The following is a 25,599-nucleotide window of genomic DNA, read 5'->3' as shown; positions in this document are numbered from 1 at the left end:
GGAAATAGAAATTCGAAGAAGTTTTCGATTAGCATTGGTAGCGTGCCTAAAGCCGTAGCTGAAGATCCAGCCGTTGATTCCCCGCCCTCCGCAGTTCAGGAGCGCCCAGTTCCGATGGGCTCCGTTCCGATGAGTCCGGTCAAACCGGGCCGCGCGGAGGAATCCCGCCCCGCGGTGAAGCGCCCGGACATGTCCCGGCTCATTGTCAAGGGAGCGCGCGAGCACAACCTCCGCAACGTCGACCTGGACCTGCCCCGCGACTCCATGATCGTCTTCACCGGGCTCTCCGGTTCGGGCAAGTCGTCGCTGGCCTTCGACACGATCTTCGCCGAGGGCCAGCGCCGGTATGTCGAATCCCTGTCCGCCTACGCCCGGCAGTTCCTGGGCCAGGTGGACAAGCCCGACGTCGACTTCATCGAGGGCCTCTCGCCCGCGGTGTCCATCGACCAGAAGTCCACCAGCAAGAACCCCCGCTCCACCGTGGGCACCATCACCGAGATCTACGACTACATGCGCCTGCTATGGGCCCGTGTCGGCCGCCCGTACTGCCCCGTCTGCGGGGAGCTCGTCGCGAAGCAGACCCCGCAGCAGATCGTCGACCAGCTGCTGGAACTGCCGGAGGGCACCCGCTTCCAGGTCCTGGCCCCGGTGGTCCGCGGCCGCAAGGGCGAGTTCGTCGAACTGTTCAAGGAACTCACCGCGAAGGGCTACTCGCGGGCGCGGGTCGATGACAAGCTGATCCAGCTGAGCGATCCCCCCAAGCTGGGCAAGCAGTTCAAGCACACCATCGAGGTGGTCGTGGACCGCCTCGTGGTCAAGGATGGCATCCGCCAGCGGCTCACCGACTCGGTGGAAACCGCGCTGGGCCTGGCCGAGGGGCGGATCCTCGCCGAATTCGTCGACCTTGATGCTGATGACGCGGAGCGGATCAGGGCCTTCTCCGAGCACCTCGCCTGCCCCAACGAGCACCCCCTCGCGATCGACGAGATCGAGCCGCGCTCCTTCTCCTTCAACAACCCCTTCGGCGCCTGCTCGGCCTGCAGCGGCATCGGCACGAAGCTGGAAGTCGATGAGGAACTCATCATCCCCAACGGGGAACTGTCCCTCGCGGAAGGGGCCATCGCGCCGTGGTCCCTCGGCACCGCCACGACGGAGTACTGGAACCGCCTGCTCGGCGGTCTCGCCAAAGAACTCGGTTTCTCGATGACGACCCCGTGGGACAAACTCTCCGAGGACACCCGCCAGACCGTGCTGCACGGCAAGGACCACAAGGTGGTGGTGCAGTACCGCAACCGCTTCGGCCGGGAACGCAAATACAGCACCGGCTTCGAGGGCGTTATCCAGTACGTCCACCGCAAGCACCTCGAAACGGACTCGGACTCGGCCCGCGACCGTTACGAGGAGTACATGCGGCAGATCCCGTGCCCGGCCTGCAACGGCGCGCGCCTGAACCCGGCGTCGCTCTCGGTGCTGATCAACGGCAAGTCCATTGCCGCGGTCGCCGCCCTGCCGATGCGCGAATGCGCCCACTTCCTGGACAACCTCGTCCTCACCGGCCGCGAAGCCCAGATCGCGAACCAGGTCCTCAAGGAGATCCAGGCCCGCCTGACGTTCCTGCTCGACGTCGGCCTGGAGTACCTGAACCTGGAGCGCCCCTCCGGCACCCTCTCCGGCGGAGAAGCCCAGCGCATCCGGCTCGCCACCCAGATCGGCTCCGGCCTCGTGGGCGTGCTCTACGTCCTGGACGAGCCGTCCATCGGCCTGCACCAGCGGGACAACCGCCGCCTGATCGAGACCCTCACCCGGCTGCGGGACCTCGGAAACACCCTGATCGTCGTGGAGCACGACGAGGACACCATCCAGGAAGCCGACTGGGTGGTGGACATCGGACCGGGAGCAGGCGAACACGGCGGCATGGTGGTGCACTCCGGTTCCTACAAGGAGCTGCTCGAGAACACCGAGTCGCTCACCGGCGACTACCTCTCCGGCCGGAAACGGATTGAGATCCCCAAGAAGCGCCGCAAGTACGACAAGAAACGCGAACTCAAGGTCGTCGGCGCCAAGGAGAACAACCTCCTGAACGTGGATGCCACCTTCCCGCTGGGCCTGTTCACCGCGGTGACCGGCGTCAGCGGTTCCGGCAAGTCCACCCTGGTCAACGAGATCCTTTACAAGGTCCTGGCCAACAAGCTCAACGGCGCCAAGCAGGTGGCGGGGCGGCACAAGTCCATCCAGGGCCTCGAGCACCTCGACAAGGTGGTCCACGTCGACCAGAGCCCGATCGGCCGGACCCCGCGGTCCAACCCGGCGACCTACACGGGTGTCTTTGACAACATCCGCAAGCTGTTCGCCGAGACCACCGAGGCCAAGGTCCGGGGCTACCTGCCGGGCCGGTTCTCCTTCAACGTCAAGGGCGGCCGCTGCGAGGCGTGCTCCGGCGACGGCACGCTGAAGATCGAAATGAACTTCCTGCCGGACGTCTACGTGCCCTGCGAGGTGTGCCACGGCGCCCGGTACAACCGCGAAACCCTGGAAGTCCACTACAAGGGCAAAACGATCGCCGACGTCCTGAACATGCCGATCGAGGAAGGCGCGGAGTTCTTCGCAGCCTTCTCGCCGATCGCCCGGCACCTCAGGACCCTCGTCGACGTCGGACTGGGCTACGTCCGGCTGGGCCAGCCCGCCACAACGCTCTCCGGCGGCGAGGCGCAGCGCGTCAAGCTCGCCGCGGAACTGCAGAAGCGCTCCAACGGGCGCAGCATCTACGTGCTGGACGAACCCACCACGGGCCTGCACTTCGAGGACATCCGGAAGCTGCTCCTGGTCCTCCAGGGACTCGTGGAGAAGGGCAACACGGTCATCACGATCGAGCACAACCTCGACGTCATCAAGAGCGCGGACTGGATCGTGGACCTGGGCCCCGACGGCGGGTCCGGCGGCGGCCGGATCGTCGCCTCCGGAACCCCGGAACAGGTGGCCAAGTCCACGGAAAGCCATACGGCGGCCTTCCTCGCCGAAATCCTGGCCTGACGCGGCCCCGGCGCCGGTGCCTCCGCGCAATGGCCGCGGAGGCACCGGCGTCTCGCCCTGATACATTCCCGCTGGGGCATGTGAGTTTCTGGCATCCGTGCACTCGTGAGAAACTAGGCCGGTGACGCAAACAACAGTGCCCGTGATCTTCGACCTGGACGGCACTCTTGTCGATCCGGCCGGGGGGATAACGGACGGAATCGCAGCGGCCCTCACCGAGCTTGGCCTCGGGGTTCCCGACAAGGCCCTGATGGATGCCATGATCGGCCCGAAACTCAGCCATTCCCTCACGGACATCGCCGGGGTCCCTGCCGAACGTCTCGACGACGCCATCCGCATCTACCGCGAGCACTACCGCGCCACCGGCATCGGCCAAAGCCTGCTGTACCCGGGAATCCGGGCGCTGCTGGAATCCTTCGTCGAGGCGGGCCGGCCCATCGCCGTCGCCACCCAGAAACCCGAAGGCATCGCCCGGACCGTCCTGGAACACCACGGCATCGCCGCCCTGTTCCACACCATCCGCGGCTCGGCCGCCGATGAGGCGGCAGGAGCCGGCGTCCCGTCCGGGAAGGCGGCGATCGTGGCCTCGGCCCTGGCGGACCTAGCCAACGACCACGGTGTGGACACCCGGCAGGCCGTGATGGTGGGGGACCGCGCGCAGGACGTGGCCGGAGCGGCTGCCAATGGAATCGACTGCATCGGCGTAGGCTGGGGCTTCGCTCCGGACGGCGAACTGGACGCGGCCGGCGCGGTGGAGATCGTGCACAGCAGCGCGGCCCTCCACGAGACCATTGCCCGGCGGGATCCGGGACGGGCCGCCGTGACCCCGCACGCAGTGACCGCTGACCCGATGACCGACGCCGTAGACGAGGTGCACACCGATGGCAATGTTTGAGGCAATCCGCTGGACCACGCGGGGACTGGTGACCTCGACCTGCCGGCCCACGGTCATTGGACTCGAGAACGTCCCCAAAGAGGGCCCGTTCATCGTCGCCCCCAATCACCTGTCCTTCCTGGACAGCGTGATCGTCCAGGCGCTCATGCCCCGCCCCGTGGCCTTCTTCGCCAAAGCGGAATATTTCACCACCGGAGGGGTCAAGGGCACGGTGATGAAGTCCTTCTTCGAGGCTGTCGGCTCCATCCCGGTGGAACGCGGCGAACAGGCCGCCAGCGTCCAGGCGCTTAAAACCCTGCTGGAAATCCTTGACTCCGGCAAGGGCGTCGGCATCTACCCGGAGGGAACACGTTCCCGCGACGGCATCCTCTACCGCGGCCGCACCGGCGTCGGCTGGCTGGCCCTGACCACCGGCGCCCCGGTGATCCCGGTCGGACTGGTCGGCACCGAGCACCTTCAGCCCGCGGACAGCAAGTCGGTCAAGCCGCAGCACTTCACTATGAAAGTCGGTGCACCGCTGTACTTCGACAAGACCGGGCCGGACCACTCCCTGCCCGCCCGCCGGCAGGCCACCGACCGCATCATGGACGCGATCGCGGAACTCAGCGGCCAGGAACGCTCCACAAGCTACAACCAGAGCAAGGTCGTCGACTAGGGCACCGCTGCGCCCACTCGCGGGGCCGCCTTTTCGGGTCCGGAAATACTGCCCGGGGCTTAACTGTCAAGGGCACGGCTGACTGCTCAGTAGACTTGAACTGTGGCAGATCCAGCGAGTTACCGACCCCAGACGGGTGAGATTCCGACCAATCCGGGCGTGTACCGCTTCCGCGACCCGCACGGCCGGGTCATCTATGTCGGCAAGGCCAAGAATCTCCGTGCGCGGCTGAACTCCTACTTCGCCAACCCGGCCGGGCTGCTCCCCAAAACCTATGCAATGGTTCATGCGGCCAGCAGCGTCGAGTGGACCGTCGTCGGCAGCGAGCTCGAGTCGCTGCAGCTCGAATACACCTGGATCAAGGAATTCAAGCCCCGGTTCAACGTGATGTTCCGGGACGACAAAAGCTACCCATACCTGGCCGTCTCAATGGGGGAGAAGTACCCCCGCGTCCAGGTCCTGCGCGGCGAACGCCGCAAGGGCACCCGCTACTTCGGCCCCTACACCGCCGGCGCCATCCGCGACACCATGGACACCCTGCTGCGTGTCTTCCCCGTCCGCAGCTGCAGCCCCGGCGTCCTGAAACGGGCCGAGGCCAGCGGCAGGCCCTGCCTGCTGGGCTACATCGACAAGTGCGCGGCGCCCTGCGTCGGCCGCATCTCCGCGGAGGAGCACCGCGCCCTGGCCGAGGACTTCTGCACGTTCATGGGCGGCGAGGCCAAGCCGTTCGTCACGCGGCTGGAAAAGGACATGGCCGCCGCCGTGGCGGAACTGGACTACGAGCGGGCGGCGCGGATCCGCGACGACATCGTCGCGCTCAAGAAGGTGTTCGAACGCAACGCCGTCGTCCTTGCCGAGGGCACTGACGCCGATGTCTTCGCCCTGCACGAGGATGAACTCGAAGCCGCCGTGCAGGTCTTCCACGTCCGTGGCGGCCGGATCCGCGGCCAGCGCGGCTGGGTCGTCGAAAAGGTCGAGGACTCCACCACGCCGGACCTCGTCGAGCATCTGCTCCAGCAGGTGTACGGCGAGGAAGCCGGGCTCCAGGGCAGGCTGCCCCGCGAGGTCCTCGTCCCGACGGAGCCCAGCAACGCCGCGGAGCTGGCGCAGTGGCTCAGCGGGCTGCGCGGGGCGAGGGTCGATGTCCGCGTGCCGCAGCGAGGGGACAAGGCCGCCCTGCTGGCCACCGTCCGGGACAACGCCGAGCACGCCCTCAAGCTCCACAAATCCCGCCGCGCCGGCGATCTGACCCTGCGGTCCCAGGCCCTGCAGGAACTGCAGGAGGCCCTCGAACTGCCGGTCGCGCTGATGCGGATCGAATGCTTCGACATCTCACACGTCCAGGGCACCAATGTGGTCGGTTCCATGGTCGTGGTCGAGGACGGGTTGCCGAAGAAGTCCGAGTACCGGAAGTTCTCCGTCACCGGCGCCGCCGCGACGGACGACACCGCGGCCATGCATGACGTGCTGACCCGGCGGTTCCGGAACTACCTCCAGGAGAAGACGGCGCAGGCCGAGGCCGCCCGGCAGCCGGGCCATCAGGCCATGCTCAACGCCACGGCCGACGCCGCCGTCGCGGCCTCCTCCCCGGTCGCCGTCGCCGACACGACGACCGCCGCGCCGCGGACCAGGTTCGCCTACCCGCCCAACCTCGTGGTGGTCGACGGCGGCAAGCCGCAGGTCAACGCGGCCGCACGCGCCCTGGCCGAACTGGGCATCGACGATGTCTACGTCGTCGGGCTCGCCAAACGGCTCGAGGAGGTCTGGCTGCCGGACAGCGACTTCCCGGTGATCCTGCCGCGCGCTTCGGCCGGGCTGTACCTGCTGCAGCGCGTTCGCGACGAGGCGCACCGCTTCGCGATCTCCTTCCACCGGCAGAAGCGCGGCAAGGCGATGACCGTGTCCGCGCTCGACGGCGTGCCCGGCCTCGGCGAATCCAAGCGCAAGGCCCTGCTCGCCCAGTTCGGCTCGGTCAAGAGCATCCGGACGGCCAGCGTCGAGGAACTCACCGGCGCCAAGGGGATCGGCCCGTCGCTGGCTGCGGCGATCGTCCGGCACTTCAGGGACGACGACGGCTCCGTCACCGTCCCCGCCATCAACATGACCACCGGCGAAATTCTGGAGACTTAGCTAGGCCCGGCAAACTTGGCTAGGGTAAGGACTTGGGAAGCGGCGAGCGGCGGTTCATTGCACCGCGGGCCGCACCCGTCAGAAATCGGGAACAACAGCACAGCAGAACGGGGCTTCACTAATGGCAGAGTCGACGGCAGGATCCGGGATGGAGCCGGACAGCATGACGCCGGTCAAACCCGTCGAGGCCGAACTGCTCGTGGTGACGGGCATGTCTGGAGCCGGCCGGAGCACCGCCGCGGACGCGCTGGAAGACCACGGCTGGTACGTCGTGGAAAACCTCCCCCCGCAGATGCTCGGCACCCTTGCGGAAATCGTGTCCCACGCGCCGGGTTCCATTTCCAAGCTCGCTGTCGTGATGGACGTCCGCAGCAAGGATCTGTTCGCCAACATCCGCACCGCCCTGCGCAACCTGGAAGCCAGCGGTGTCGGGTTCCGGGTGCTGTTCCTCGACGCGAACGACGACGTCCTCGTCCGCCGCTTCGAACAGGGCCGGCGCCCCCACCCGCTGCAGGGCGGCGGCAGGATCCTGGACGGCATCGCCGCCGAACGCGAACTCCTGCACGAACTCCGCACCTCCGCCGACGTCGTGCTGGACACCTCCACCCTGAACGTCCACGGCCTCGCCACCGCGATCACCGAATTGTTCAGCGACACCGGGCCCGTGGCCCTCCGCCTCAACGTGATGAGCTTCGGCTTCAAGTACGGGCTCCCGGTCGACGCCAACTTCGTCGCCGACGCCCGCTTCATCCCCAACCCGCACTGGGTGCCGGCGCTGCGCCCGCACACCGGTCTGGACCAGGACGTCAGCGACTACGTGCTGGAGGCGGAGGGCGTCGGCAACTTCGTGGAACGCTACGTGCTGGCCCTCGAACCGGTCCTCGACGGCTACCGCCGGGAGAACAAGCACTACGCCACCATCGCCGTCGGCTGCACCGGCGGCAAACACCGCTCCGTGGCCGTCGCCGTCGAGCTGTCCCGCCGGCTCGCGCAGTACCCGCGGGTCACCGTGACCACCACCCACCGGGACCTGGGCCGGGAATAATGGCGCTGCTCACCGGGCCACTGCCGCTCGTCCCTCCGGCCAGCGCCGCCTTCGCCAGCCAGCAGGACAAAGGTCCCTCCGTCGTGGCGCTCGGCGGCGGCCACGGCCTCGCCGCGTCGCTGTCCGCGCTGCGCCTGCTCACGTCCGAGCTGACCGCCGTCGTCACCGTCGCGGACGACGGCGGGTCCTCCGGCAGGCTGCGCGAGGAGTACGGCGTCCTGCCGCCCGGCGACCTCCGGATGGCGTTGTCGGCGCTCTGTGACGACACCGACTGGGGCCGCACGTGGCGCGACGTCATGCAGCACCGCTTCGCGCCCGGCAAGGGCCGCGGCGGTTCCCTCGACGACCACGCCATGGGCAACCTGCTGATCGTGACCCTGTGGGAGCTCCTCGGCGACACCGTGACGGGCCTCAAATGGGCGGGTGCGCTGCTGGGCGCCCGCGGGGAGGTCCTGCCGATGTCCAGCGTCCCGCTGACCATCGAGGGCCAGGTCCGGGTCACCGCGCCGGACGGCAGCCAGACGCTGCAGACCCTGACCGGCCAGGCGCAGTGCGCCGTCGCCGGATCGCTGGAACGGGTCCGGCTGCTGCCCGAGGACGCCCCCGCCTGCGTCGAGGCGCTCACCGCGATCGAACTGGCCGACTGGGTCATCCTGGGCCCCGGCTCCTGGTACACCTCCGTGCTGCCGCACCTGCTGCTGCCGGAAATGCGCGGTGCGCTCTGCAACACGGCGGCCCGCCGGTGCCTCACCATGAATCTCGCCACGGACACCAAGGAAACCCTCGGCATGTCCGCCGCCGACCACTTGCGGGTGCTCCGGGACTACGCCCCCGACTTCACAATCGACGTCGTCCTGGCCGATCCGGCCTCCGTGACGGACCGCGCCGACTTCGAACAGGCGGCCGGGATGCTCGGCGCCGAGGTGGTGTTGGGTAAAGTGGGGGCGTCGAGCCGCCGGCCGATCCACGACACGCTGCGTCTGGCAACGGCGTACAACGACATTTTCGGGAACAGGTAGGAAAAGTGCCATGGCACTGACAGCATCCGTCAAGGAAGAACTTTCCCGGCTGGACATCAAGAAGTCCTCGGTCCGCAAGGCTGAAGTGTCCGCCATGCTTCGCTTCGCCGGCGGACTCCACATCATCTCCGGCCGGATCGTGATCGAGGCCGAAGTCGACCTCGCCTCGACCGCGCGGCGGCTGCGCGCCGCCATCGCCGAGATTTACGGGCACCAGAGCGAGATCATTGTTGTCTCCGGCGGCGGACTGCGCCGCGGCAGCCGCTACGTCGTCCGGGTGGTGCGCGACGGCGAGGCCCTCGCCCGCCAGACCGGCCTGCTGGACGCCAGGGGCCGCCCGGTCCGCGGCCTGCCCTCGGTCGTGGTGAACGGTTCCGCCGCCGACGCCGAGGCCGTCTGGCGCGGTGCCTTCCTGGCCCACGGGTCCCTCACCGAGCCTGGCCGGTCTTCCGCCATGGAGGTCACCTGCCCCGGGCCCGAGTCGGCCCTGGCCCTCGTGGGCGCGGCCCGCCGGCTCGGCATCCAGGCCAAGGCCCGCGAGGTCAGGGGAGTGGACCGCGTGGTGATCCGCGACGGCGACACGATCGCCGCGCTGCTGACCCGGATGGGCGCCCACGACGCGCTCATGGTGTGGGAGGAACGGCGGATGCGGAAGGAAGTCCGGGCCACCGCCAACCGGCTGGCCAACTTCGACGACGCCAACCTGCGCCGTTCGGCACAGGCTGCGGTCGCCGCGGGCGCCCGTGTGGACCGTGCCCTGGAGATCCTCGGCGACGACGTCCCGGACCACCTGAAGTACGCCGGTGAACTCCGCGTGGCGCACAAACAGGCCAGCCTCGACGAACTCGGCCGCCTCGCGGACCCCGTCATGACCAAGGACGCCATCGCCGGGCGGATCCGCCGCCTACTGGCCATGGCGGACAAACGCGCCCAGGACCTCGGCATCCCCGGCACGGAAGCCAATGTGACGCCGGAAATGCTGGACGAGTAGCCTCTCCCCGGAAACATCGGCAGAATCGGATCGGGCCGGCGGGAATACCTCAGGGGGACCGGAGGCTATGCCCACTGGATTCCGATCCAGAGACTTCCGGGTGCCACAACATCCGGATGCACAATCCGAGAGTTACCCAACGGACAACCAGTCCACGACATTGGAGGATTTTGTGACCGAGTACGTACTGCCAGAACTCAGCTACGACTACGCAGCGCTGGAGCCCCACATTTCCGCGCGGATCATGGAGCTGCACCACAGCAAGCACCACGCCGCCTACGTGGCCGGCGCCAACAACGCCCTCGCCCAGCTGGCCGAGGCACGCGAAAAGGGCGACTTCGCCAACATCAACCGCCTCTCCAAGGACCTCGCGTTCCACACCGGCGGGCACATCAACCACTCGGTGTTCTGGAACAACCTCTCCCCGGACGGCGGCGACAAGCCCGTGGGTGAGCTCGCAGCGGCCATCGATGACGCGTTCGGCTCCTTCGACGCGTTCCGCGCCCAGTTCAGCGCCGCGGCGCTGGGCCTGCAGGGATCCGGCTGGGGCTTCCTGGCCTACGAGCCGATCGGCGGCAACCTCGTCATCGAGCAGCTCTACGATCAGCAGGGCAACGTCGCGCTCGGCACCACCCCGCTGCTGATGCTGGACATGTGGGAGCACGCCTTCTACCTGGACTACGTCAATGTCAAGGCCGATTACGTCAAGGCCTTCTGGAACATCGTGAACTGGGCCGACGTCGCCAAGCGCTTTGACGCCGCCCGCAAGAACGCCACCGGCCTGATCACGCTCTAACACGCCGTGACCCGGTCCGTGTGACGGCGTTCACGCGCCTGTAACAAACTTCACAATTCGGGCCGGCTGGCTCAAATTGTGGACAGCCTGCCCCCGTACTTGCGGGGGCAGGCCAAGTTAAACGTAAGATGGGTCACGGAAGGCGGTTAGCCTTCAGCAATGTGGCTGGTCGCCCTCCGATCTGTTAATCATCTCTGCCCAATGGCGTGCGGGATCTGTTAGTTGGCTTGAGCGCCTTCTCAACTAGTCGTGCTTGCAAAAGCACCAAGGAGACTGAAAACGTGACCACCCGTATTGGTATTAACGGCTTCGGCCGTATTGGCCGCAACTACTTCCGCGCCGCACTTGCCCAGGGGGCAGACCTCGAGATCGTGGCCGTAAACGACCTCACCAGCCCGGAAGCCCTGGCCCATCTCTTCAAATACGACTCCGTGGGCGGCCGCCTGCAGGAGACGATCGAGGTCAAGGACGGCAACATCGTCGTCGACGGCAAGACCGTCAAGGTCCTCGCCGAGCGCGATCCGGCCAAGCTGCCCTGGGGCGAGCTCGGCGTTGACATCGTGATCGAATCCACCGGGTTCTTCACCAAGGCCGCCGACGCGCAGAAGCACATCGACGCCGGCGCCAAGAAGGTCCTGATCTCCGCCCCCGCCGCGGACGAGGACATCACGATTGTGATGGGCGTCAACGACGGGCTCTACGACCCCGCCGCGCACCACATCATCTCCAACGCCTCCTGCACCACCAACTGCCTCGGCCCGCTGGCCAAGGTCATCAACGACGCCTTCGGCATCGAGCGCGGCCTGATGACCACCATCCACGCCTACACCGCCGACCAGAACCTGCAGGACGGCCCGCACAAGGACCTCCGGCGCGCCCGCGCCGCCGCCATCAACATGGTCCCCACCTCCACGGGTGCGGCCAAGGCGATCGGCCTGGTGCTCCCGGAACTCAAGGGCAAACTCGACGGCTACGCCATCCGCGTTCCCGTTCCCACCGGCTCCGCCACTGACCTGACCGTCGTCGTCTCCCGCGAAACCACCGTCGAGGAAGTCAACGCAGCCCTCAAGGCCGCCTCCGAGACCGCAGAGCTCAAGGGCCTGCTGACCTACACGGACGAGCCGATCGTCTCCTCGGACATCGTCGGCGACCCGGCGTCCTCCATCTTCGACTCCGGCCTGACCAAGGTGATCGGCAACCAGGTCAAGGTTGTTTCCTGGTATGACAACGAGTGGGGCTACTCCAACCGCCTCGTGGACCTCACGGAGCTCGTCGCAGCCAAGCTGGGCTAGGGTAAGACTCATGACATTCCACACCCTCAACGAACTGATCGCTGATGGTGTCCGCGGGCGGTACGTTCTGGTCAGAAGTGACCTGAACGTGCCGCTCGACGGCTCTACAGTGACTGACGACGGCCGCATCAAGGCCTCCCTTCCAGTGCTGGCGAAGCTCACGGACGCCGGTGCCCGCGTGCTGGTCACAGCACACCTTGGCCGCCCCAAGGGCGCACCCGAGGACAAATACTCGCTCAAGCCCGCAGCGGCGCGGCTGGCCGAGCTCGCTGCCTTCAAGGTTTCCCTGGCGGAGGACACCGTCGGGGAGTCCGCCAAGGCATCCGCCGCGGCGCTGCAGGACGGTGAAGCCCTCATTCTCGAAAATGTACGCTTCGACGCCCGCGAGACGTCCAAGGACGACGCCGAGCGCGGCACATTCGCGGACGAGCTGGTGGCCCTCACCGGTTCCAACGGCGCCTTCGTGGATGATGCCTTCGGTGCCGTGCACCGCAAGCATGCCAGCGTGTACGACGTCGCCACCCGCCTGCCGTCCTACCAGGGCGACCTGGTCCGCACCGAGGTCGAGGTGCTGCGCAAGCTCACCACGGACACGCAGCGCCCCTACGTCGTCGTGCTGGGCGGTTCCAAGGTCTCGGACAAGCTCGCCGTGATCGACAACCTTATCGGCAAGGCAGACACCGTCCTGGTCGGCGGCGGCATGCTGTTCACCTTCCTCGCCGCCGCGGGCCACAAGGTGGCCGGCAGCCTGCTGGAAGAGGACCAGATCCCGGTCGTGCAGGACTACCTCAAGCGCGCCGCGGACGCCGGCACCGAGTTCGTGGTTCCCACCGACGTCGTGGTGGCCAGCAAGTTCGCCGCCGACGCCGAGCACGAGACGGTGCGGGCCGAGGCGATTGAAGGCAGCAGCTTCGGCGCCAAGGGCATCGGCCTGGACATCGGGCCGGAATCAGCGGCGGCCTTCGCCGAACGGATCAAGGGCGCCAGAACGGTGTTCTGGAACGGCCCCATGGGCGTGTTCGAGTTCGCGGCCTTCGCCGCGGGCACCCGGGCCATCGCCCAGGCGCTGACCGAGACCGGGGCGTTCACCGTGGTCGGCGGCGGCGATTCCGCCGCCGCCGTCCGGACCCTCGGATTCTCCGATGACCAGTTCGGTCACATCTCCACCGGCGGCGGCGCCAGCCTCGAGTACCTTGAAGGCAAGGAACTTCCCGGCCTGAGCGTCCTGGACCGCTAGACCCGCCAGCCGGCAGGGCGCCCATCCCAGGACGGGCGCCCTGCCGGCTGTTTCACTGCTACGACCTTTTGGGAGACCACGTGACTACTTCAACCAACGGCACCTTCGACCGCACGCCCTTCATCGCGGGCAACTGGAAGATGAACATGGACCATGTCCAGGGCATCACCCTCCTGCAGAAACTGGCCTGGACCCTGTCCGACGCCAAGCACGACTACAACCGGGTGGAGGTCGCCGTCTTCCCGCCGTTCACCGATCTCCGCGGCGTCCAGACCCTGGTCCAGGGCGACGAGCTCAAGATCGTCTACGGCGGTCAGGATCTCTCCCCGGCCGACTCCGGCGCCTACACCGGCGACATTTCCGGGCAGTTCCTCGCCAAGCTCGGCTGCAGCTACGTCCTCGTCGGCCACAGTGAACGCCGGACCATTCACCACGAGTCGGACGAGGTGCTGAACGCCAAGACCAAGGCAGCCTTCCGGCACGGCATCACCCCGGTGCTTTGCGCCGGCGAAGGCCTGGAAATCCGGCAGGCCGGAACCCACGTCGACCACACGCTCGCGCAGCTCCGCGCCGGCGTCGAGGGCCTCACCCCGGAGCAGGCCGCCGAGCTCGTCGTCGCCTACGAGCCGGTCTGGGCCATCGGCACCGGTGAAGTTGCCGGGCCGGACGACGCCCAGGAAATGTGCGCCGCCATCCGCGCCGAGCTCGCCACGCTCTTCGGCGCGGACGTCGCCGCGAAGACCCGGCTGCTCTACGGCGGCTCGGTCAAGGCCAACAACGCCGCCTCGATCCTCAAGGAACGCGACGTGGACGGACTGCTGGTCGGCGGTGCCAGCCTGGACGCCGCTGAGTTTGCTAATATTGTCAGGTTCGAGAGTCACCTGCTGACGGATTAGTCCGGACACAGTTGTGGCCCCCGCAATCCAAATCTTCTGAAAGGCCGTCGTGGACGTTCTTCATGTCATTCTGCAGGTCCTCCTGGGCATCACCAGCCTCCTGCTGACCCTGCTCATCCTGCTCCACAAGGGTCGTGGTGGCGGTCTGTCCGACATGTTCGGCGGCGGCATGAGCTCCGGCCTCAGCTCCTCCGGGGTGGCCGAACGGAACCTGAACCGCTTCACGATCATCCTCGGCATTACGTGGGGCCTCGTGATCGTCGGCCTCGGCCTGATCATGCGGTTCAGCGGGGGCGACTCCTAAGTCCCCTGCAAAAACTCCATATGGGGTCCTTTTGGCCCTGCCCTGCATCGGGAACTTCGAACTACACTGGCTGACTGCACCTGCATTCCGTCCCCAAGTAGCCAGGAGTTCCCGATGCTGCATTCCGCCTCCGGATTCCGGGGCATCCGTGTAGGAGCCACCGAAGGGGCCTCGCCCCGCCACGAACCGCTCGACGGCGCCGCCGCCCGCACACCCCGCATCCGCGTCAGCTACCGCTGCGCCAAAGGCCACGAGACGCCGCTGGTCTTCGCCCAGCTGCCCGATGACCAGATCCCCGGGGTCTGGGACTGCCGCCGCTGCGGCGGGACGGCCACCCGGGACGAGGCGCAGTTCGCGCTCGAGGAAGTTCCGGCGGAAGGCTTCAAGAGCCACCTGGAATACGTTAAAGAGCGGCGCTCCAGCCAGGACGCCGAAGACGTACTGGCCGGAGCGCTCGAGAGACTGCGGGCCAGCCGGGCGCTCCCAGAGGGCTAGCCCCCAGAGGGATAGCGCAGGCAGTAGCCCTGCCGGCTAACTCTTCCGGACCAGCTGTGCCGGAACCCGGGCGGCCGCGTTCTCGTCGATCAGCCAGAGGGTTTGGATCCGGCCCCGCGGGCCGGCAGCCGGCACCTGCACCGGGTTGGCGCCCGCAAGGGCCAGCCCCACGGCGCCGGCCTTGTCCTCGCCGGCGACGACCATCCAGATTTCCGAGGCCGTGTTGATGGCGGGCAGCGTCAGGGAAACCCGCAGCGGCGGCGGCTTGGGGGAGTTCCGGACGCCCACCACGGAAAGTTCCTTCTCCCGGATGCCGGCCTGTTCGGGGAAGAGCGACGCAACGTGTGCGTCCGGCCCCACCCCCAGGAGGACGATGTCCAAGCGGGGGAGCGCTGACGGGTGTTCCGGGCGGTCATCGGACATGTCCGCGGTGTGCTCGGCAGTCGCCGCCTCTTTGAGCCGGCGGGCGTAGTCCGCGGCCGCCTCCTCGGGCGTGTCGAACTCGCCGGTGGAGCCGGGCACGTGGATCCGTGCCGGATCCGCATTGATGCGCGAGAGCAGCGCCTCGTGGGCCTGCCGGGCGTTGCGTTCGGGGTCGTCGGCGGCGACGAAGCGCTCATCTCCCCACCAGAAATTGACCTTGGACCAGTCGACGGCGGGGGACGCCGGCGACTCGGCCACGGCCTTCAGCGAGCCGATGCCCATCGACCCGCCGGTAAGCACCACCGTCGCCTCGCCGTGTTTGTCCTGGATGTCCACCAGCTTGGTGATCAGGCGGGCCGCGATGGCTGCCATCAGGACGGACGAGTCGGGATGGATGCTTACTCTGGGGTCAGCGCTCACTGGGTCGGACACTCCTTAGATTGGTACGTGGCAGTCCAATAGTAATCACTTCACCGAACACTTCGTCCGGATCGAGGCGGCGCAGTTCTTCGGCCAGGCAGTCCTTGAGGCTGCGGCGCGGCAGGGAGATCCGTTGCACCGGCTGCCCGGGCTGGCTCAGTTCCGCCACGGTGAGGCCCGGCCGGAACAGCTGCACGTCCCCTGCGGTGCGGGTGAGCCGCACCCGCCGGATCCCGGTGCCGGCGGGGTCCGCGACGATTGTGACCGGCGCGTCCAGGGCCAGCGTGAGCCAGGCGGCCAGCAGGATGGTGCTGGGGGAGTCCGAGGCGCCTTCGACGGCGACCGCCGTCACCGGGGAGCCGTCCACCTGGTCCAGGACCGCGGCGAGCTGGATCCTCCAGTTGGTCAGGCGGGTCCAGGCCAGGTCCGTGTCGCCGGCCTTGTAGGTGCGGCGGATGTTCTCCAGGGCGAGCTGCGGGTCGTTCTCGTTGGCGGAGTCCGTGATCCGGCGGTGCGCGATCCGGCCGATCGACGTCTCGCAGGCGTTCTTCGGCGCGCCGTGCGGCCACCAGGCCACGATCGGCGCGTCCGGGAGCAGGAGGGCCGCGACGAGGGATTCGCTTTCCTCCGCGAGCTCACCGTAGCCGCGGAGCAGGATGACCTCGGAGGCCCCGGCGTCGCCGCCCACCCGGATCTGCGCGTCGAGCCTGGTCGGGGCCTTGGCGCCGGCGTCGGCAAGGACGATGATCCGGCAGGGGTGTTCCCGGCTGGCCTCGTTGGCGGCCTCGATGGCCTCCTCTTCCAGCCCGGACTTGGTGACGACCACGAGGGTCAGCACCCGGCCCAGGGCGATCACGCCGCCCTGCTCGCGCAGCGCCATGATCTTCTTGGAAATCTTGGAGGTGGTGGTGTCGGGAAGATCTACGATCATGGCCTTCTCCAGGTTCGTCCGTCACGGGCAAGGAGCTCATCGGCGGAGGGAGGTCCCCAGCTTCCGGGGGCGTAGGGTTCGGGCTGCTCGGCCAGGGACGCCCAGTAGTCCTCGAACGGGTCGAGGATCTTCCAGGACAGTTCGACTTCCGCGTGGCGCGGGAACAGCGGCGGCTCGCCCAGCAGCACATCGAGGATGAGCCGTTCGTAGGCCTCCGGGCTGGACTCCGTGAAGGAGTGGCCGTAGCCGAAGTCCATGGTGACGTCGCGGACTTCCATCTGGGTGCCCGGGACCTTGGACCCGAAGCGGATGGTGGCGCCCTCGTCGGGCTGGACCCGGATCACGACGGCGTTCTGGCCGAAGTCGTCCTCGCCGTGGTCGGTAAAGAGTAGGTTGGGGGCGCGTTTGAGCACGACGGCGATCTCGGTCACCCGGCGGCCCAGCCGCTTGCCGGCGCGCAGGTAGAACGGCACCCCGGACCAGCGGCGGGTGTTGATGTCGACCCGGATCGCGGCGAACGTTTCGGTCGTGGAGTCGGCGGGGATGCCGTCCTCCTCCAGGTAGCCGACGACCTTCTCGCCGCCCTGCCAGCCGCCGGTGAACTGCCCGCGCGCCGAGTGGGTGGAGAGGTCCTCGGGGAGCCGGACGGCGGCGAGGACCTTTTCCTTCTCCGCGCGGAGGTCATCGGCGTTGAAGGAAATCGGTTCTTCCATCGCCGTGAGGGCCAGGAGCTGGAGCAGGTGGTTCTGGATGACGTCGCGGGCCGCGCCCACGCCGTCGTAATACCCTGCCCGGCCGCCGGTGCCGATGTCCTCGGCCATGGTGATCTGGACGTGGTCCACGTAGTTCGCGTTCCACAGCGGCTCGAAGAGCTGGTTGGCGAAGCGCAGCGCCAGGATGTTCTGCACCGTCTCCTTGCCCAGGTAATGGTCGATCCGGAAGACCGCGTCCGGCGGGAACACCGACTCCACGATGTCGTTGAGCTGCCGGGCCGACTCGAGGTCGTGCCCGAACGGCTTCTCGATTACCACGCGCCGCCACTTGTCGCCCTCGGCCTGGGCCAGGCCGTGCTTGGACAGCTGCCGGCAGACCAGCTCGAAGGCGTTCGGCGGGATGGAGAGGTAAAACGCGTGGTTGCCGCGCGTTCCCCGCTGCTCATCGAGTTCATCGATGGTTTCGGACAGCCGCTTGAAGGCGTCGTCGTCGTCGAACTCGCCCTGCACGAAGCGGATACCCTCGGCGAGCTGCGTCCACACCGTTTCATCGAACGGGGTGCGGGCGTAGGCCTTGACCGCGGTCTTCACCTCGGCGGCGAAGTCCTCGGTTTCCCAGTTCCGCCGGGCGAAGCCCACCAGGGCGAAGCTGGGCGGGAGCAGCCCGCGGTTCGCCAGGTCGTAGACCGCCGGCATGAGCTTCTTGCGGGCGAGGTCCCCCGTGACCCCGAACAGGACCAGCGACGACGGTCCGGCAATACGGTTCAGGCGGCGGTCCCGCGGATCGCGGAGCGGGTTGCGGGCAGGCCGTCCCGAACGCGTCGCGGAACTGCGGCCGCCGTTGTGTTTGTCTGGCATGGTTGCGTGGGTGCCTTAGCTTTCGGTGGAGGGGACTGCCTGGCCGGCCAGCGTGGAGACAATCTCCTGCAGCTGGCGGACGCCGGCGGCGCGGTCCGTGAGGTGCAGGCGGAGGACCGGGCGGCCGTGTTCGGCCAGCACCTGCGCGTCGCCGGCGGCCTGCGCGGAGATCAGCTCGCCGAAGGTGAAGGGACGGTCCGGGATGGCCAGGTCGGCGGCGGACGCGGCCGTCACCTGCAGGAAGACGCCGATCGCGGGTCCGCCCTTGTGGAACTGCCCGGTGGAGTGCAGGAACCGCGGACCCCAGCCGAAGGTCACGGGACGGCCGCTGAGCGCTGCCAGTTGGTCCCGGACCCCCTCGAGAGGCGCGTAGGCGAGCCGGTCGAAGTAGGCCTGGACACTCAGGTAGTTGTCCGGGCCCAGCTCGCCGAGCAGGGCACTGACGGCCTCTGCCGCGGTGCTCGCGCCGCCGAGCCAGTCGCCGCCGCGGACCTCGATGCTTCCGTCGGTGAAGTTGGCCGGCGTCGGTTCCGGCTGGGCGTCCAGCAGACCGCGGGCGGCCACTTTGGCGGCCTCGACGTCGGGCTGGTCATAGGGGTTGATCCCGAGCAGGCGCCCGGCGACCGCGGTGGCGAACTCCCACGTCATCATCTGGGTGGGCAGGCCGCCGGCGATCGCGACCTCGTTCTCCCCGAGTTTGACGTCCGCGTCCGCCCCGACGAGGCGGACCACCAGGACGTCGGGGGCGCCGAGGGTGGCCTCCGGGGAGGACGGCCCGGCGACGACCGGAAGCACGCCGGTGCCGAGCTTGCCGGTGGATTCGGCGATGAGCTGTTCGGCCCAGTCCGCGAAGCCCTTGATCCCGGAACCGTCCTCGGCGATGACGATCTTGTCCCGCAGCGGGTTGGTGCCGCCCAGCGCCGCGCCGAGGGCGAGGCCGATGTTTTCCTCGCCGTCTTCGTTGAGGACCTCGGCGGCTTCTTCCGCCTCGTCCAGGAAGGCCTGGATGTCCACGCCAGCCAGTCCGCACGGCACCATCCCGAACGCGGTGAGCGCGGAGTAGCGTCCGCCGACGGTGGGGTCCGCGTTGAAGACGGCGCGGTAGCCGGCCTCGCGGGAGGCCTTGTCCAGCGGCGAACCGGGATCGGTGACGATGATGATGCGGCTTTTCGCGTCGAGCCCGGCCTCGGTGAAGGCGTGCTCGAAGATCCGGCGCTGCGAATCCGTCTCCAGGGTGGACCCGGACTTGGAGGACACCACGATCGCGGTTTCGGCCAGCCGGTCCGCGAGTGCGGCGGCGACCTGTTCCGGGTCGGTGCTGTCCAGCACGGTCAGCTCGACGCCGGCGGTTCCGGCGATGACCTCGGGGGCCAGCGAGGATCCGCCCATGCCGCACAGGACAATCCGGCTGACGCCGTCTGCGCGCAGCGCGTCACGCAGCGCCAGGATGTCCGCGACCAGCAGCTGTGAGACGGTGGCCGCCTCGACCCAGCCGAGCCGGACGGAGGACTCGGCCTCCGCGTCAGGACCCCACAGGGTGGAATCCTTGGCGAAGATCCGGGTGGCGACCTTGTCTGCCAGCAGGGCGGGCAGGTGCTGTTCGTGGGCGAGGCGGGCGGCGCCCGTGGCGTCGTAGCTGAGAGTGGTCATGGGACTATGCGTCCTTCCGCGCAGCGGCAAGGGCTGCCTCGACGTCGGCCAGCAGTTCCTTCCAGCTTGCCACGAACTTGTCGAGGCCTTCGGACTCGAGTACCGCGACGACCTCGTTGTAGGAGATGCCGAGGGCGTCGAGGGCGTTCAGGGTGGCGTTGGCGTCGTTGTAGCCGCGGCTGATCGTGTTGCCCGTGACGGTGCCGTGGTCGAAGGTCGCGTCGAGGGTCTTTTCCGGCATGGTGTTCACGACACCGGGGGCGACGAGTTCCGTGACGTAGAGCGTATCCGGGTAGGCCGGGTCCTTGACGCCGGTGGAGGCCCACAGCGGGCGCTGCGGGAGGGCTCCGGCGTCGGCCAGGAGCGCCCAGCGTTCGGTGGAGAAGAGCTCCTCGTAGACCTGGTAGGCCAGCCGGGCGTTCGCGAGGCCGGCTTTGCCCTTGAGCGCGCGGGCCTCGTCGGTGCCGATAGCGTCGAGGCGCTTGTCGATCTCGGCGTCGACGCGGGAGACGAAGAAGGACGCGACCGAGTGGATCTTCGAGAGGTCGTGGCCGTTGTCCTTGGCCTGCTCCAGGCCGGACTGGAACGCGTTGATGACGGCGCGGTAGCGCTCCAGCGAGAAGATCAGCGTGACGTTGACGCTGATGCCGGCGGCGAGGGTGGCGGTGATGGCTTCCAGGCCCTCGAGGGTCGCCGGGATCTTGATCAGGACGTTGTCCTTGTTGACCTGGGCGGAGAGTTCCTTCGCCTCGGTGATGGTGCTGGCGGTGTCCCAGGCCAGACGCGGGTCGACCTCGATCGACACGCGGCCGTCGACGCCCTTCGTGGCCGCGGCCACCGGGGCGAAGAGGTCGCAGGCGTCGGCGACGTCGGAGGTGGTGATCGCAAAGACGGTCTCCTCGACGCTGGCACCGGAGGCGGCTTTGGCGGCGATGATGTCGTCGTAGTCGTGGCCGGTGGTGATGGCCGCGTGGAAGATCGACGGGTTGGTGGTGACGCCGACGACGTTCTTCTCTTCTATCAGCTTGCGCAGCGTGCCGGTGGAGAGGCGGCCGCGGGAGAGGTCATCGAGCCAGATGGAGACTCCGGCGTCGGAGAGCTGCTGCGTGGGGGTAGTGCTGGGCGTGGTGCTCATGTGTAACTCCTGAAGTCTGGGGCCGCCGCCCTCGGTTGGGGCGGCGGCCCGGAAAGCGTGAAGTTGGGGTCAGGCCGGAAGGCCCGCGAGGGATTCCCTGGCTGCGGCGGCAACGGCCTCCGCGGTGATGCCGAATTCCTGGAACAGGCGCTTGTAGTCCGCCGACGCGCCGAAGTGCTCGAGGCTGATGGAACGGCCGGCGTCGCCGACGAATTCCTTCCAGCCCAGGGCGAGCCCGGCCTCGACGGATACGCGTGCCTTGACTGCCGCCGGGAGCACCGCTTCGCGGTAGGCGGCGTCCTGCTTGTGGAACCACTCCACGCAGGGCATCGACACCACGCGGGTGGGGATGCCCTCGGCCTGGAGCGCCTCGCGGGCGTGCACGGCCAGCTGGACTTCCGAGCCGGTGCCGATCAGGATGACCTGCGCGTCCGCGGTCTGGCCGTTGGCCGAGGCTTCCGCCAGGACGTAGCCGCCCTTGGCGACGCCGGCGGTGGAACCGAAGGTGTCGCCTTCGGCGTCGGACGTTCCGCGGGCATAGGTGGGAATGTTCTGGCGGGTCAGCACGATGCCGGCAGGGTTCTCGTGGTTTTCGAGCATGACCTTCCAGGCGGCTGCGACCTCGTTGGCGTCGCCCGGGCGGACGACGTCCAGGCCCGGGATGGCCCGGAGCGTGGCGAGCTGCTCCACCGGCTGGTGGGTCGGTCCGTCTTCGCCGAGGCCGATCGAGTCGTGCGTCCAGACGTACAGCGACGGGACCCCCATGAGGGCACCGAGGCGGATCGCCGGGCGCTGGTAGTCGCTGAAGATCAGGAACGTGCCGGAGAACGCCCGGGTGCGGCCGTGCAGGCTGATGCCGTTCACGATCGACGCGGCGGCGTGCTCGCGGATGCCGAAGTGCAGCACCCGTCCGTAGGGGTTGCCCTTCCAAGCGGCCGTGGAGCGGGAGGCCGGGATGAATGACGGCGAGCCCTCGATCGTGGTGTTGTTCGATTCGGCGAGGTCGGCAGAGCCGCCCCACAGCTCCGGCATGACCGGGCCGATCGCGTTCAGGACCTTGCCGGACGCGGCGCGGGTGGAGACGTCCTTGCCGGCTTCGAAGACCGGGAGCGCGGCGTCGAGCTCGGCGGGGAGCTTGCGGGCCTCGACGCGTTCGAGCAGCGCGGCGGCCTCGGCGTTGCCGGACTGCCATGCCTCGAAGGCTGCCTGCCATTCGGTGCGGGCGGCAGCGCCGCGGTCCACGACTTCACGGGCGTGGGCCAGGACGTCGTCGTCGACCTGGAAGGTTCGCTCCGGGTCGAAGCCGAGGACCTTCTTCAGCGCGGCGACTTCCTCGGCACCGAGGGCGGAGCCGTGGATCTTGCCGGTGTTCTGCTTCTTGGGGGCCGGGTAGCCGATGATGGTGCGCAGCGAGATGATGGACGGCTTACCCGTTTCGGCTTTCGCGGCCAGCAGCGCGGCGTACAGTTCCTGCACGTCCTCCTTGTACTCCCCGGTCCGGGTCCAGTCCACGCGCTGGGTGTGCCAGCCGTAGGCCTCATAGCGCTTCAGGACATCCTCGGTGAAGGCGATGTCGGTGTCGTCCTCGATCGAGATGTGGTTCTCGTCGTAGATCACCACGAGGTTGCCGAGCTCCTGGTGCCCGGCGAGTGAGGAGGCCTCGGACGTCACGCCTTCCTGGAGGTCGCCGTCGGAGGCGATAACCCAAATGGTGTGGTCGAACGGGCTGGTGCCTTCGGCGGCGTCGGCGTCGAACAGCCCGCGCATGCGGCGCTGGGAGTAGGCGAAGCCGACGGCGGAGGCGAGGCCCTGGCCCAGCGGGCCGGTGGTGATCTCGACGCCGGCGGTGTGCTTGTATTCCGGGTGGCCGGGGGTCAGCGAACCCCAAGTGCGCAGCGCCTCAAGGTCCTTCAGTTCCAGGCCGTAGCCGGAAAGGAAGAGCTGAATGTACAGCGTCAGGGAGGTGTGGCCGGGGGAGAGGACGAAACGGTCCCGTCCCAGCCAGTCAGGGTTCTTCGGGTCGTGCCGCATCAGCTTCTGGAAGAGAAGGTAGGCGGCCGGAGCCAGGCTCATGGCGGTGCCGGGGTGGCCGTTGCCGACCTTCTCCACCGCGTCGGCGGCAAGGACACGGATGGTGTCCACGGCGCGCTGGTCCAGGCTGGTCCAAGACAGGTCTTGCTCTTCCAAATGTGGCACGAAAACCGGGCCCCTCTCTGTGCTGATGGCGGGTGGTATGGTCAGTCCCGTCCGGGGCACAGATCGGTGCCCGCTGCGGTACGTACCAGCCGTTCACCATCGAAACGTTGATCTATCATTCAGCGGCGTGCGCCAGTGCACACCTGCAGAATCTGCAGGAAGATACATGGAGCACTAGCTAAGGCCTTTTGGCCGTTCCTGTACGCGCTGATCTGCAGACAGCTTAGCCCTAATCCAACGGACGGGTGCTGTATATCTCACTAATTGGACCGGATTTCGGCTTATATGAATCACCGGCGGGCGCGGCGGCGGTGAGCCCGCGTTAATCTGTTCGAATCACGGGTCTCCGCCGGCATTGCTCCCGGGACCCGTCGCGCTGTGCCTGCACGGTATGATGGTTCGTGGCCACCAACGGGGGCGGGGACACGCCTGAACGCTGCGCGCGGACCCCTCCGATATGCACCCCGCGTTGCGGAACCAGCCGGACTGAACAGCCAGACAGAACAGAGTGACTGCCACCGTGAGCACAACAGAAACGCCGCTGAACGCCTCTCCCATCCGCGGAAGAACTGGCTTCGCCCGCAAAGCCAAGGCCTATCTGGCGCTCACGAAACCCCGCGTCATCGAGCTCCTGCTGGTCAGCACGCTGCCGACCATGATCTACGCCGAGCGCGGCTTCCCGTCGATCGGCCTGATCGTGGCGACCCTGGTGGGTGGTGCCTTTGCCGCTGGCAGCGCGGGCGCCTTCAACTGCTACTTCGACCGCGACATCGACAAGCTCATGCACCGCACCGAGAACCGGCCGCTCGTCACCGGCGAGGTGACCCCGCGCGAGGCGCTGGTCTTCTCCTGGCTCCTCGGCGCGGCCGCGATCGCGATCCTCTGGTTCGGCGCCAACCCGCTCGCCGCCTGGCTCGGGCTGGGGGCGATCGTCTTCTACGTCGTCATCTACACGATGATCCTCAAGCGCCGCACAGCCCAGAACATCGTCTGGGGCGGGGCCGCCGGCTGCTTCCCGGTGCTGATCGCCTGGGCCGCTGTGACCAACACGGTCCAGTGGCCCGCCGTTGTGCTCTTTATGGTCATCTTCCTTTGGACGCCGCCGCACTACTGGCCGCTGTCCATGCGCTACGGCGAGGACTACCGCAACGCCAACGTGCCGATGCTCGGTGCGATCGCCGGGGCCAAGGTCGTCTCCGTCCAGGTGGTCCTGTACGCGTGGGCCATGGTGGCGTGCTCGCTGCTGCTCGTCCCGGCCGGCGGCGCCGGCTGGGTCTACACCGTCACCGCGGTACTCGCCGGCGCCTGGTTCCTTTACGAATCGCACGCCCTCTACAACCGGGCGCAGGCCGGCGACGTGTCCAACAAGGGCGCCATGAAGGTCTTCCACGGTTCGATCAGCTACCTGACCCTGCTCTTCATCGCCCTCGCCGTCGACCCGTTCGTCGGTTCCCCCATCATGGGCGGCTAGGTACTCTTTCGCAGACAAGACAGGAGCACCCCGGTCCGAGCGGACCGGGGTGCTCCTGTCTTGTCTGCGGCTACTTGACCGGGCTGCTGCGGGCCAGGTCGGCGGCGTTGGTGGCTGCGCTCATCAGCAGGGCGGCGGCGAGCATGTGCGCGGCGACCAGCAGCGCCGGGATGCCGTTGTAGTATTGCGTGAAGCCGATGGCCGCCTGCAGCACGGTGACGCCCAGGAGCATCACGACGGCGGTGCGGAACGGCCCGGGGATCCGGTCACGGATGACGAGGTACAGCGCGAACAGCGCCCCGGCGGTCACCAGGTAGGCCGGAACGGCGTGGATGTGCGAGAACAGGTCCCAGTCCAGGTTGTTGCGCGGGGCATCGGCGTCGCCCGCGTGCGGGCCCGCGCCGGTGACCACAACGCCCAGGCAGACTGCCAGGGCGGAGAACAGCGCGACGGCGGTCATCAGCGGGCGCGCGACACCCGGCAGGGCGGGCAGATCAGCCACCCGGAAGCCGCCCGTCCGCCCGTAGGCACGGTTGACCAGCAGCGTGGCCACGACCACGAGGGCCATCGAGACCAGGAAGTGCAGGCCGACGACCCAGGGGTTCAGCTGGGTCAGCACCGTAATACCGCCGATGACGGCCTGCGCCGGGATGCTGGCGAGCAGGCCGAGGGCCAGCAGGAAGAGATCGCGGCGTTCCTTGCGGAGGTTCCAGAGATAGACCAGCATGGCGACAGCGACGGCGGCCAGCGCGAAGGTCAGGAGGCGGTTGCCGAATTCGATGATGCCGTGGATGCCCATTTCCGGGGTGTTCACGAGCGACGAGGCCGTGCAGCGCGGCCAGGTGGGGCAGCCCAGACCCGACGAGGTGAGGCGCACCGCGCCGCCGGTCACGATCAGGACGGTCTGGCCGATCAGGGACAGCACCGCCAGCCGCTTGACCGTCTTGTTGACGGTGACGGGCAGCCAGGCGATGTTCCGGGCCGCGGTCCGGGGGATGCGGGAGGCCGTGCTCACAG

Annotated in this window: 21 protein-coding genes; 14 read left to right on the top strand and 7 right to left on the bottom strand. The window is 68.0% G+C overall.

What is annotated here, in order from left to right; genetic code table 11:
- Positions 1-42: 42 nt before the first annotated feature.
- The 13 genes from uvrA to ACZYZ5_RS14990 all read left to right on the top strand — a co-directional run bounded on the left by uvrA (position 43) and on the right by ACZYZ5_RS14990 (position 14,785).
- Positions 43-3,030, top strand: a complete 2,988-nt coding sequence (gene uvrA, locus ACZYZ5_RS15050; RefSeq protein WP_463902701.1) for an excinuclease ABC subunit UvrA — start codon at positions 43-45, stop codon at positions 3,028-3,030.
- A 121-nt stretch (positions 3,031-3,151) separates the two neighbouring features.
- On the top strand, positions 3,152-3,925 hold the full coding sequence (locus ACZYZ5_RS15045; protein WP_463902698.1) for an HAD hydrolase-like protein: 774 nt from the start codon (positions 3,152-3,154) through the stop codon (positions 3,923-3,925).
- Positions 3,912-4,580 carry a lysophospholipid acyltransferase family protein gene (locus tag ACZYZ5_RS15040; protein ID WP_463902696.1) on the top strand — a complete coding sequence of 223 codons (669 nt, stop codon included), beginning with the start codon at positions 3,912-3,914 and terminating at the stop codon, positions 4,578-4,580. The genes ACZYZ5_RS15045 and ACZYZ5_RS15040 overlap by 14 nt, the downstream gene beginning before the upstream one ends.
- A gap of 102 nt (positions 4,581-4,682) precedes the next feature.
- On the top strand, positions 4,683-6,710 hold the full coding sequence (gene uvrC, locus ACZYZ5_RS15035; RefSeq protein ID WP_463902694.1) for an excinuclease ABC subunit UvrC: 2,028 nt from the start codon (positions 4,683-4,685) through the stop codon (positions 6,708-6,710).
- A gap of 121 nt (positions 6,711-6,831) precedes the next feature.
- Positions 6,832-7,755, top strand: a complete 924-nt coding sequence (gene rapZ / locus ACZYZ5_RS15030; protein ID WP_463902693.1) for an RNase adapter RapZ — start codon at positions 6,832-6,834, stop codon at positions 7,753-7,755.
- Positions 7,755-8,774, top strand: a complete 1,020-nt coding sequence (locus ACZYZ5_RS15025) for a gluconeogenesis factor YvcK family protein (protein ID WP_463902691.1) — start codon at positions 7,755-7,757, stop codon at positions 8,772-8,774. The genes rapZ and ACZYZ5_RS15025 overlap by 1 nt, the downstream gene beginning before the upstream one ends.
- A gap of 10 nt (positions 8,775-8,784) precedes the next feature.
- Positions 8,785-9,765, top strand: coding sequence for a DNA-binding protein WhiA (whiA, locus tag ACZYZ5_RS15020; RefSeq protein WP_463902690.1), 981 nt, complete (start codon positions 8,785-8,787; stop codon positions 9,763-9,765).
- Between the two features lie 172 nt (positions 9,766-9,937).
- Positions 9,938-10,561, top strand: a complete 624-nt coding sequence (locus ACZYZ5_RS15015) for a superoxide dismutase (protein ID WP_463902689.1) — start codon at positions 9,938-9,940, stop codon at positions 10,559-10,561.
- Positions 10,562-10,842: 281 nt separating this feature from the next.
- Positions 10,843-11,853 carry a type I glyceraldehyde-3-phosphate dehydrogenase gene (gene gap, locus ACZYZ5_RS15010; RefSeq protein WP_463902687.1) on the top strand — a complete coding sequence of 337 codons (1,011 nt, stop codon included), beginning with the start codon at positions 10,843-10,845 and terminating at the stop codon, positions 11,851-11,853.
- A gap of 10 nt (positions 11,854-11,863) precedes the next feature.
- The gene (locus ACZYZ5_RS15005; protein WP_463902685.1) at positions 11,864-13,090 is read left to right on the top strand and encodes a phosphoglycerate kinase; all 1,227 of its coding nucleotides are present in this window, start codon (positions 11,864-11,866) and stop codon (positions 13,088-13,090) included.
- An 80-nt stretch (positions 13,091-13,170) separates the two neighbouring features.
- Complete coding sequence (gene tpiA / locus ACZYZ5_RS15000; protein WP_463902682.1) at positions 13,171-13,986, top strand: triose-phosphate isomerase; 816 nt, start codon at positions 13,171-13,173, stop codon at positions 13,984-13,986.
- A 49-nt stretch (positions 13,987-14,035) separates the two neighbouring features.
- Positions 14,036-14,290 (top strand): preprotein translocase subunit SecG, encoded by a 255-nt coding sequence (gene secG, locus ACZYZ5_RS14995; RefSeq protein WP_463902680.1) that lies wholly within the window; start codon positions 14,036-14,038, stop codon positions 14,288-14,290.
- 114 nt (positions 14,291-14,404) lie between these two features.
- Positions 14,405-14,785: an RNA polymerase-binding protein RbpA gene (locus ACZYZ5_RS14990; protein ID WP_463902678.1), complete on the top strand. Its 381-nt coding sequence runs from the start codon at positions 14,405-14,407 to the stop codon at positions 14,783-14,785.
- A 36-nt stretch (positions 14,786-14,821) separates the two neighbouring features.
- On the opposite strand, the gene pgl is transcribed toward ACZYZ5_RS14990, so the two are convergent.
- The 6 genes from pgl to tkt form a co-directional block, all read right to left on the bottom strand.
- Entirely contained in the window at positions 14,822-15,628 is an 807-nt protein-coding gene (pgl, locus tag ACZYZ5_RS14985; RefSeq protein WP_463902675.1) for a 6-phosphogluconolactonase, read from the bottom strand.
- Positions 15,618-16,559, bottom strand: a complete 942-nt coding sequence (locus tag ACZYZ5_RS14980; RefSeq protein ID WP_463902673.1) for a glucose-6-phosphate dehydrogenase assembly protein OpcA — start codon at positions 16,557-16,559, stop codon at positions 15,618-15,620. The genes pgl and ACZYZ5_RS14980 overlap by 11 nt, the downstream gene beginning before the upstream one ends.
- The gene (gene zwf, locus ACZYZ5_RS14975) at positions 16,556-18,130 is read right to left on the bottom strand and encodes a glucose-6-phosphate dehydrogenase (protein ID WP_463902672.1); all 1,575 of its coding nucleotides are present in this window, start codon (positions 18,128-18,130) and stop codon (positions 16,556-16,558) included. Before zwf ends, ACZYZ5_RS14980 begins: the two co-directional genes overlap by 4 nt.
- Before the next feature lie 15 nt (positions 18,131-18,145).
- A complete protein-coding gene (locus ACZYZ5_RS14970; protein WP_463902671.1) occupies positions 18,146-19,780 on the bottom strand; it encodes a phosphoglucose isomerase-related protein in 1,635 nt (544 codons plus the stop codon).
- A gap of 4 nt (positions 19,781-19,784) precedes the next feature.
- Positions 19,785-20,915, bottom strand: coding sequence for a transaldolase (gene tal, locus ACZYZ5_RS14965; RefSeq protein WP_463902670.1), 1,131 nt, complete (start codon positions 20,913-20,915; stop codon positions 19,785-19,787).
- Positions 20,916-20,984: 69 nt separating this feature from the next.
- Positions 20,985-23,102: a transketolase gene (gene tkt / locus ACZYZ5_RS14960; RefSeq protein WP_463902754.1), complete on the bottom strand. Its 2,118-nt coding sequence runs from the start codon at positions 23,100-23,102 to the stop codon at positions 20,985-20,987.
- A 517-nt stretch (positions 23,103-23,619) separates the two neighbouring features.
- Here tkt and ACZYZ5_RS14955 point away from each other — a divergent pair.
- A complete protein-coding gene (locus tag ACZYZ5_RS14955) occupies positions 23,620-24,582 on the top strand; it encodes a heme o synthase (RefSeq protein ID WP_463902669.1) in 963 nt (320 codons plus the stop codon).
- A 70-nt stretch (positions 24,583-24,652) separates the two neighbouring features.
- Here ACZYZ5_RS14955 and ACZYZ5_RS14950 read toward each other — a convergent pair whose 3' ends face one another.
- Positions 24,653-25,597 carry a COX15/CtaA family protein gene (locus ACZYZ5_RS14950; RefSeq protein ID WP_463902667.1) on the bottom strand — a complete coding sequence of 315 codons (945 nt, stop codon included), beginning with the start codon at positions 25,595-25,597 and terminating at the stop codon, positions 24,653-24,655.
- Positions 25,598-25,599: the final 2 nt, after the last annotated feature.

This window comes from Pseudarthrobacter ribosi (assembly GCF_055412865.1).
Note: the sequence above shows the minus strand (reverse complement) of the source record. Positions and strands in the feature narration are given on the sequence as shown.

Bases quoted from the DNA above. Each gene is read 5' to 3' on its own strand.
- whiA (WP_463902690.1), top strand. From the start codon at position 8,785: ATGGCACTGACAGCATCCGTCAAGGAAGAACTTTCCCGGCTGGACATC.
- zwf (WP_463902672.1), bottom strand. From the start codon at position 18,130: ATGCCAGACAAACACAACGGCGGCCGCAGTTCCGCGACGCGTTCGGGA.
- ACZYZ5_RS14990 (WP_463902678.1), top strand. From the start codon at position 14,405: ATGCTGCATTCCGCCTCCGGATTCCGGGGCATCCGTGTAGGAGCCACC.
- tal (WP_463902670.1), bottom strand. From the start codon at position 20,915: ATGAGCACCACGCCCAGCACTACCCCCACGCAGCAGCTCTCCGACGCC.
- ACZYZ5_RS14970 (WP_463902671.1), bottom strand. From the start codon at position 19,780: ATGACCACTCTCAGCTACGACGCCACGGGCGCCGCCCGCCTCGCCCAC.
- ACZYZ5_RS15005 (WP_463902685.1), top strand. From the start codon at position 11,864: ATGACATTCCACACCCTCAACGAACTGATCGCTGATGGTGTCCGCGGG.
- ACZYZ5_RS15025 (WP_463902691.1), top strand. From the start codon at position 7,755: ATGGCGCTGCTCACCGGGCCACTGCCGCTCGTCCCTCCGGCCAGCGCC.
- ACZYZ5_RS14980 (WP_463902673.1), bottom strand. From the start codon at position 16,559: ATGATCGTAGATCTTCCCGACACCACCACCTCCAAGATTTCCAAGAAG.
- ACZYZ5_RS15040 (WP_463902696.1), top strand. From the start codon at position 3,912: ATGGCAATGTTTGAGGCAATCCGCTGGACCACGCGGGGACTGGTGACC.
- rapZ (WP_463902693.1), top strand. From the start codon at position 6,832: ATGGCAGAGTCGACGGCAGGATCCGGGATGGAGCCGGACAGCATGACG.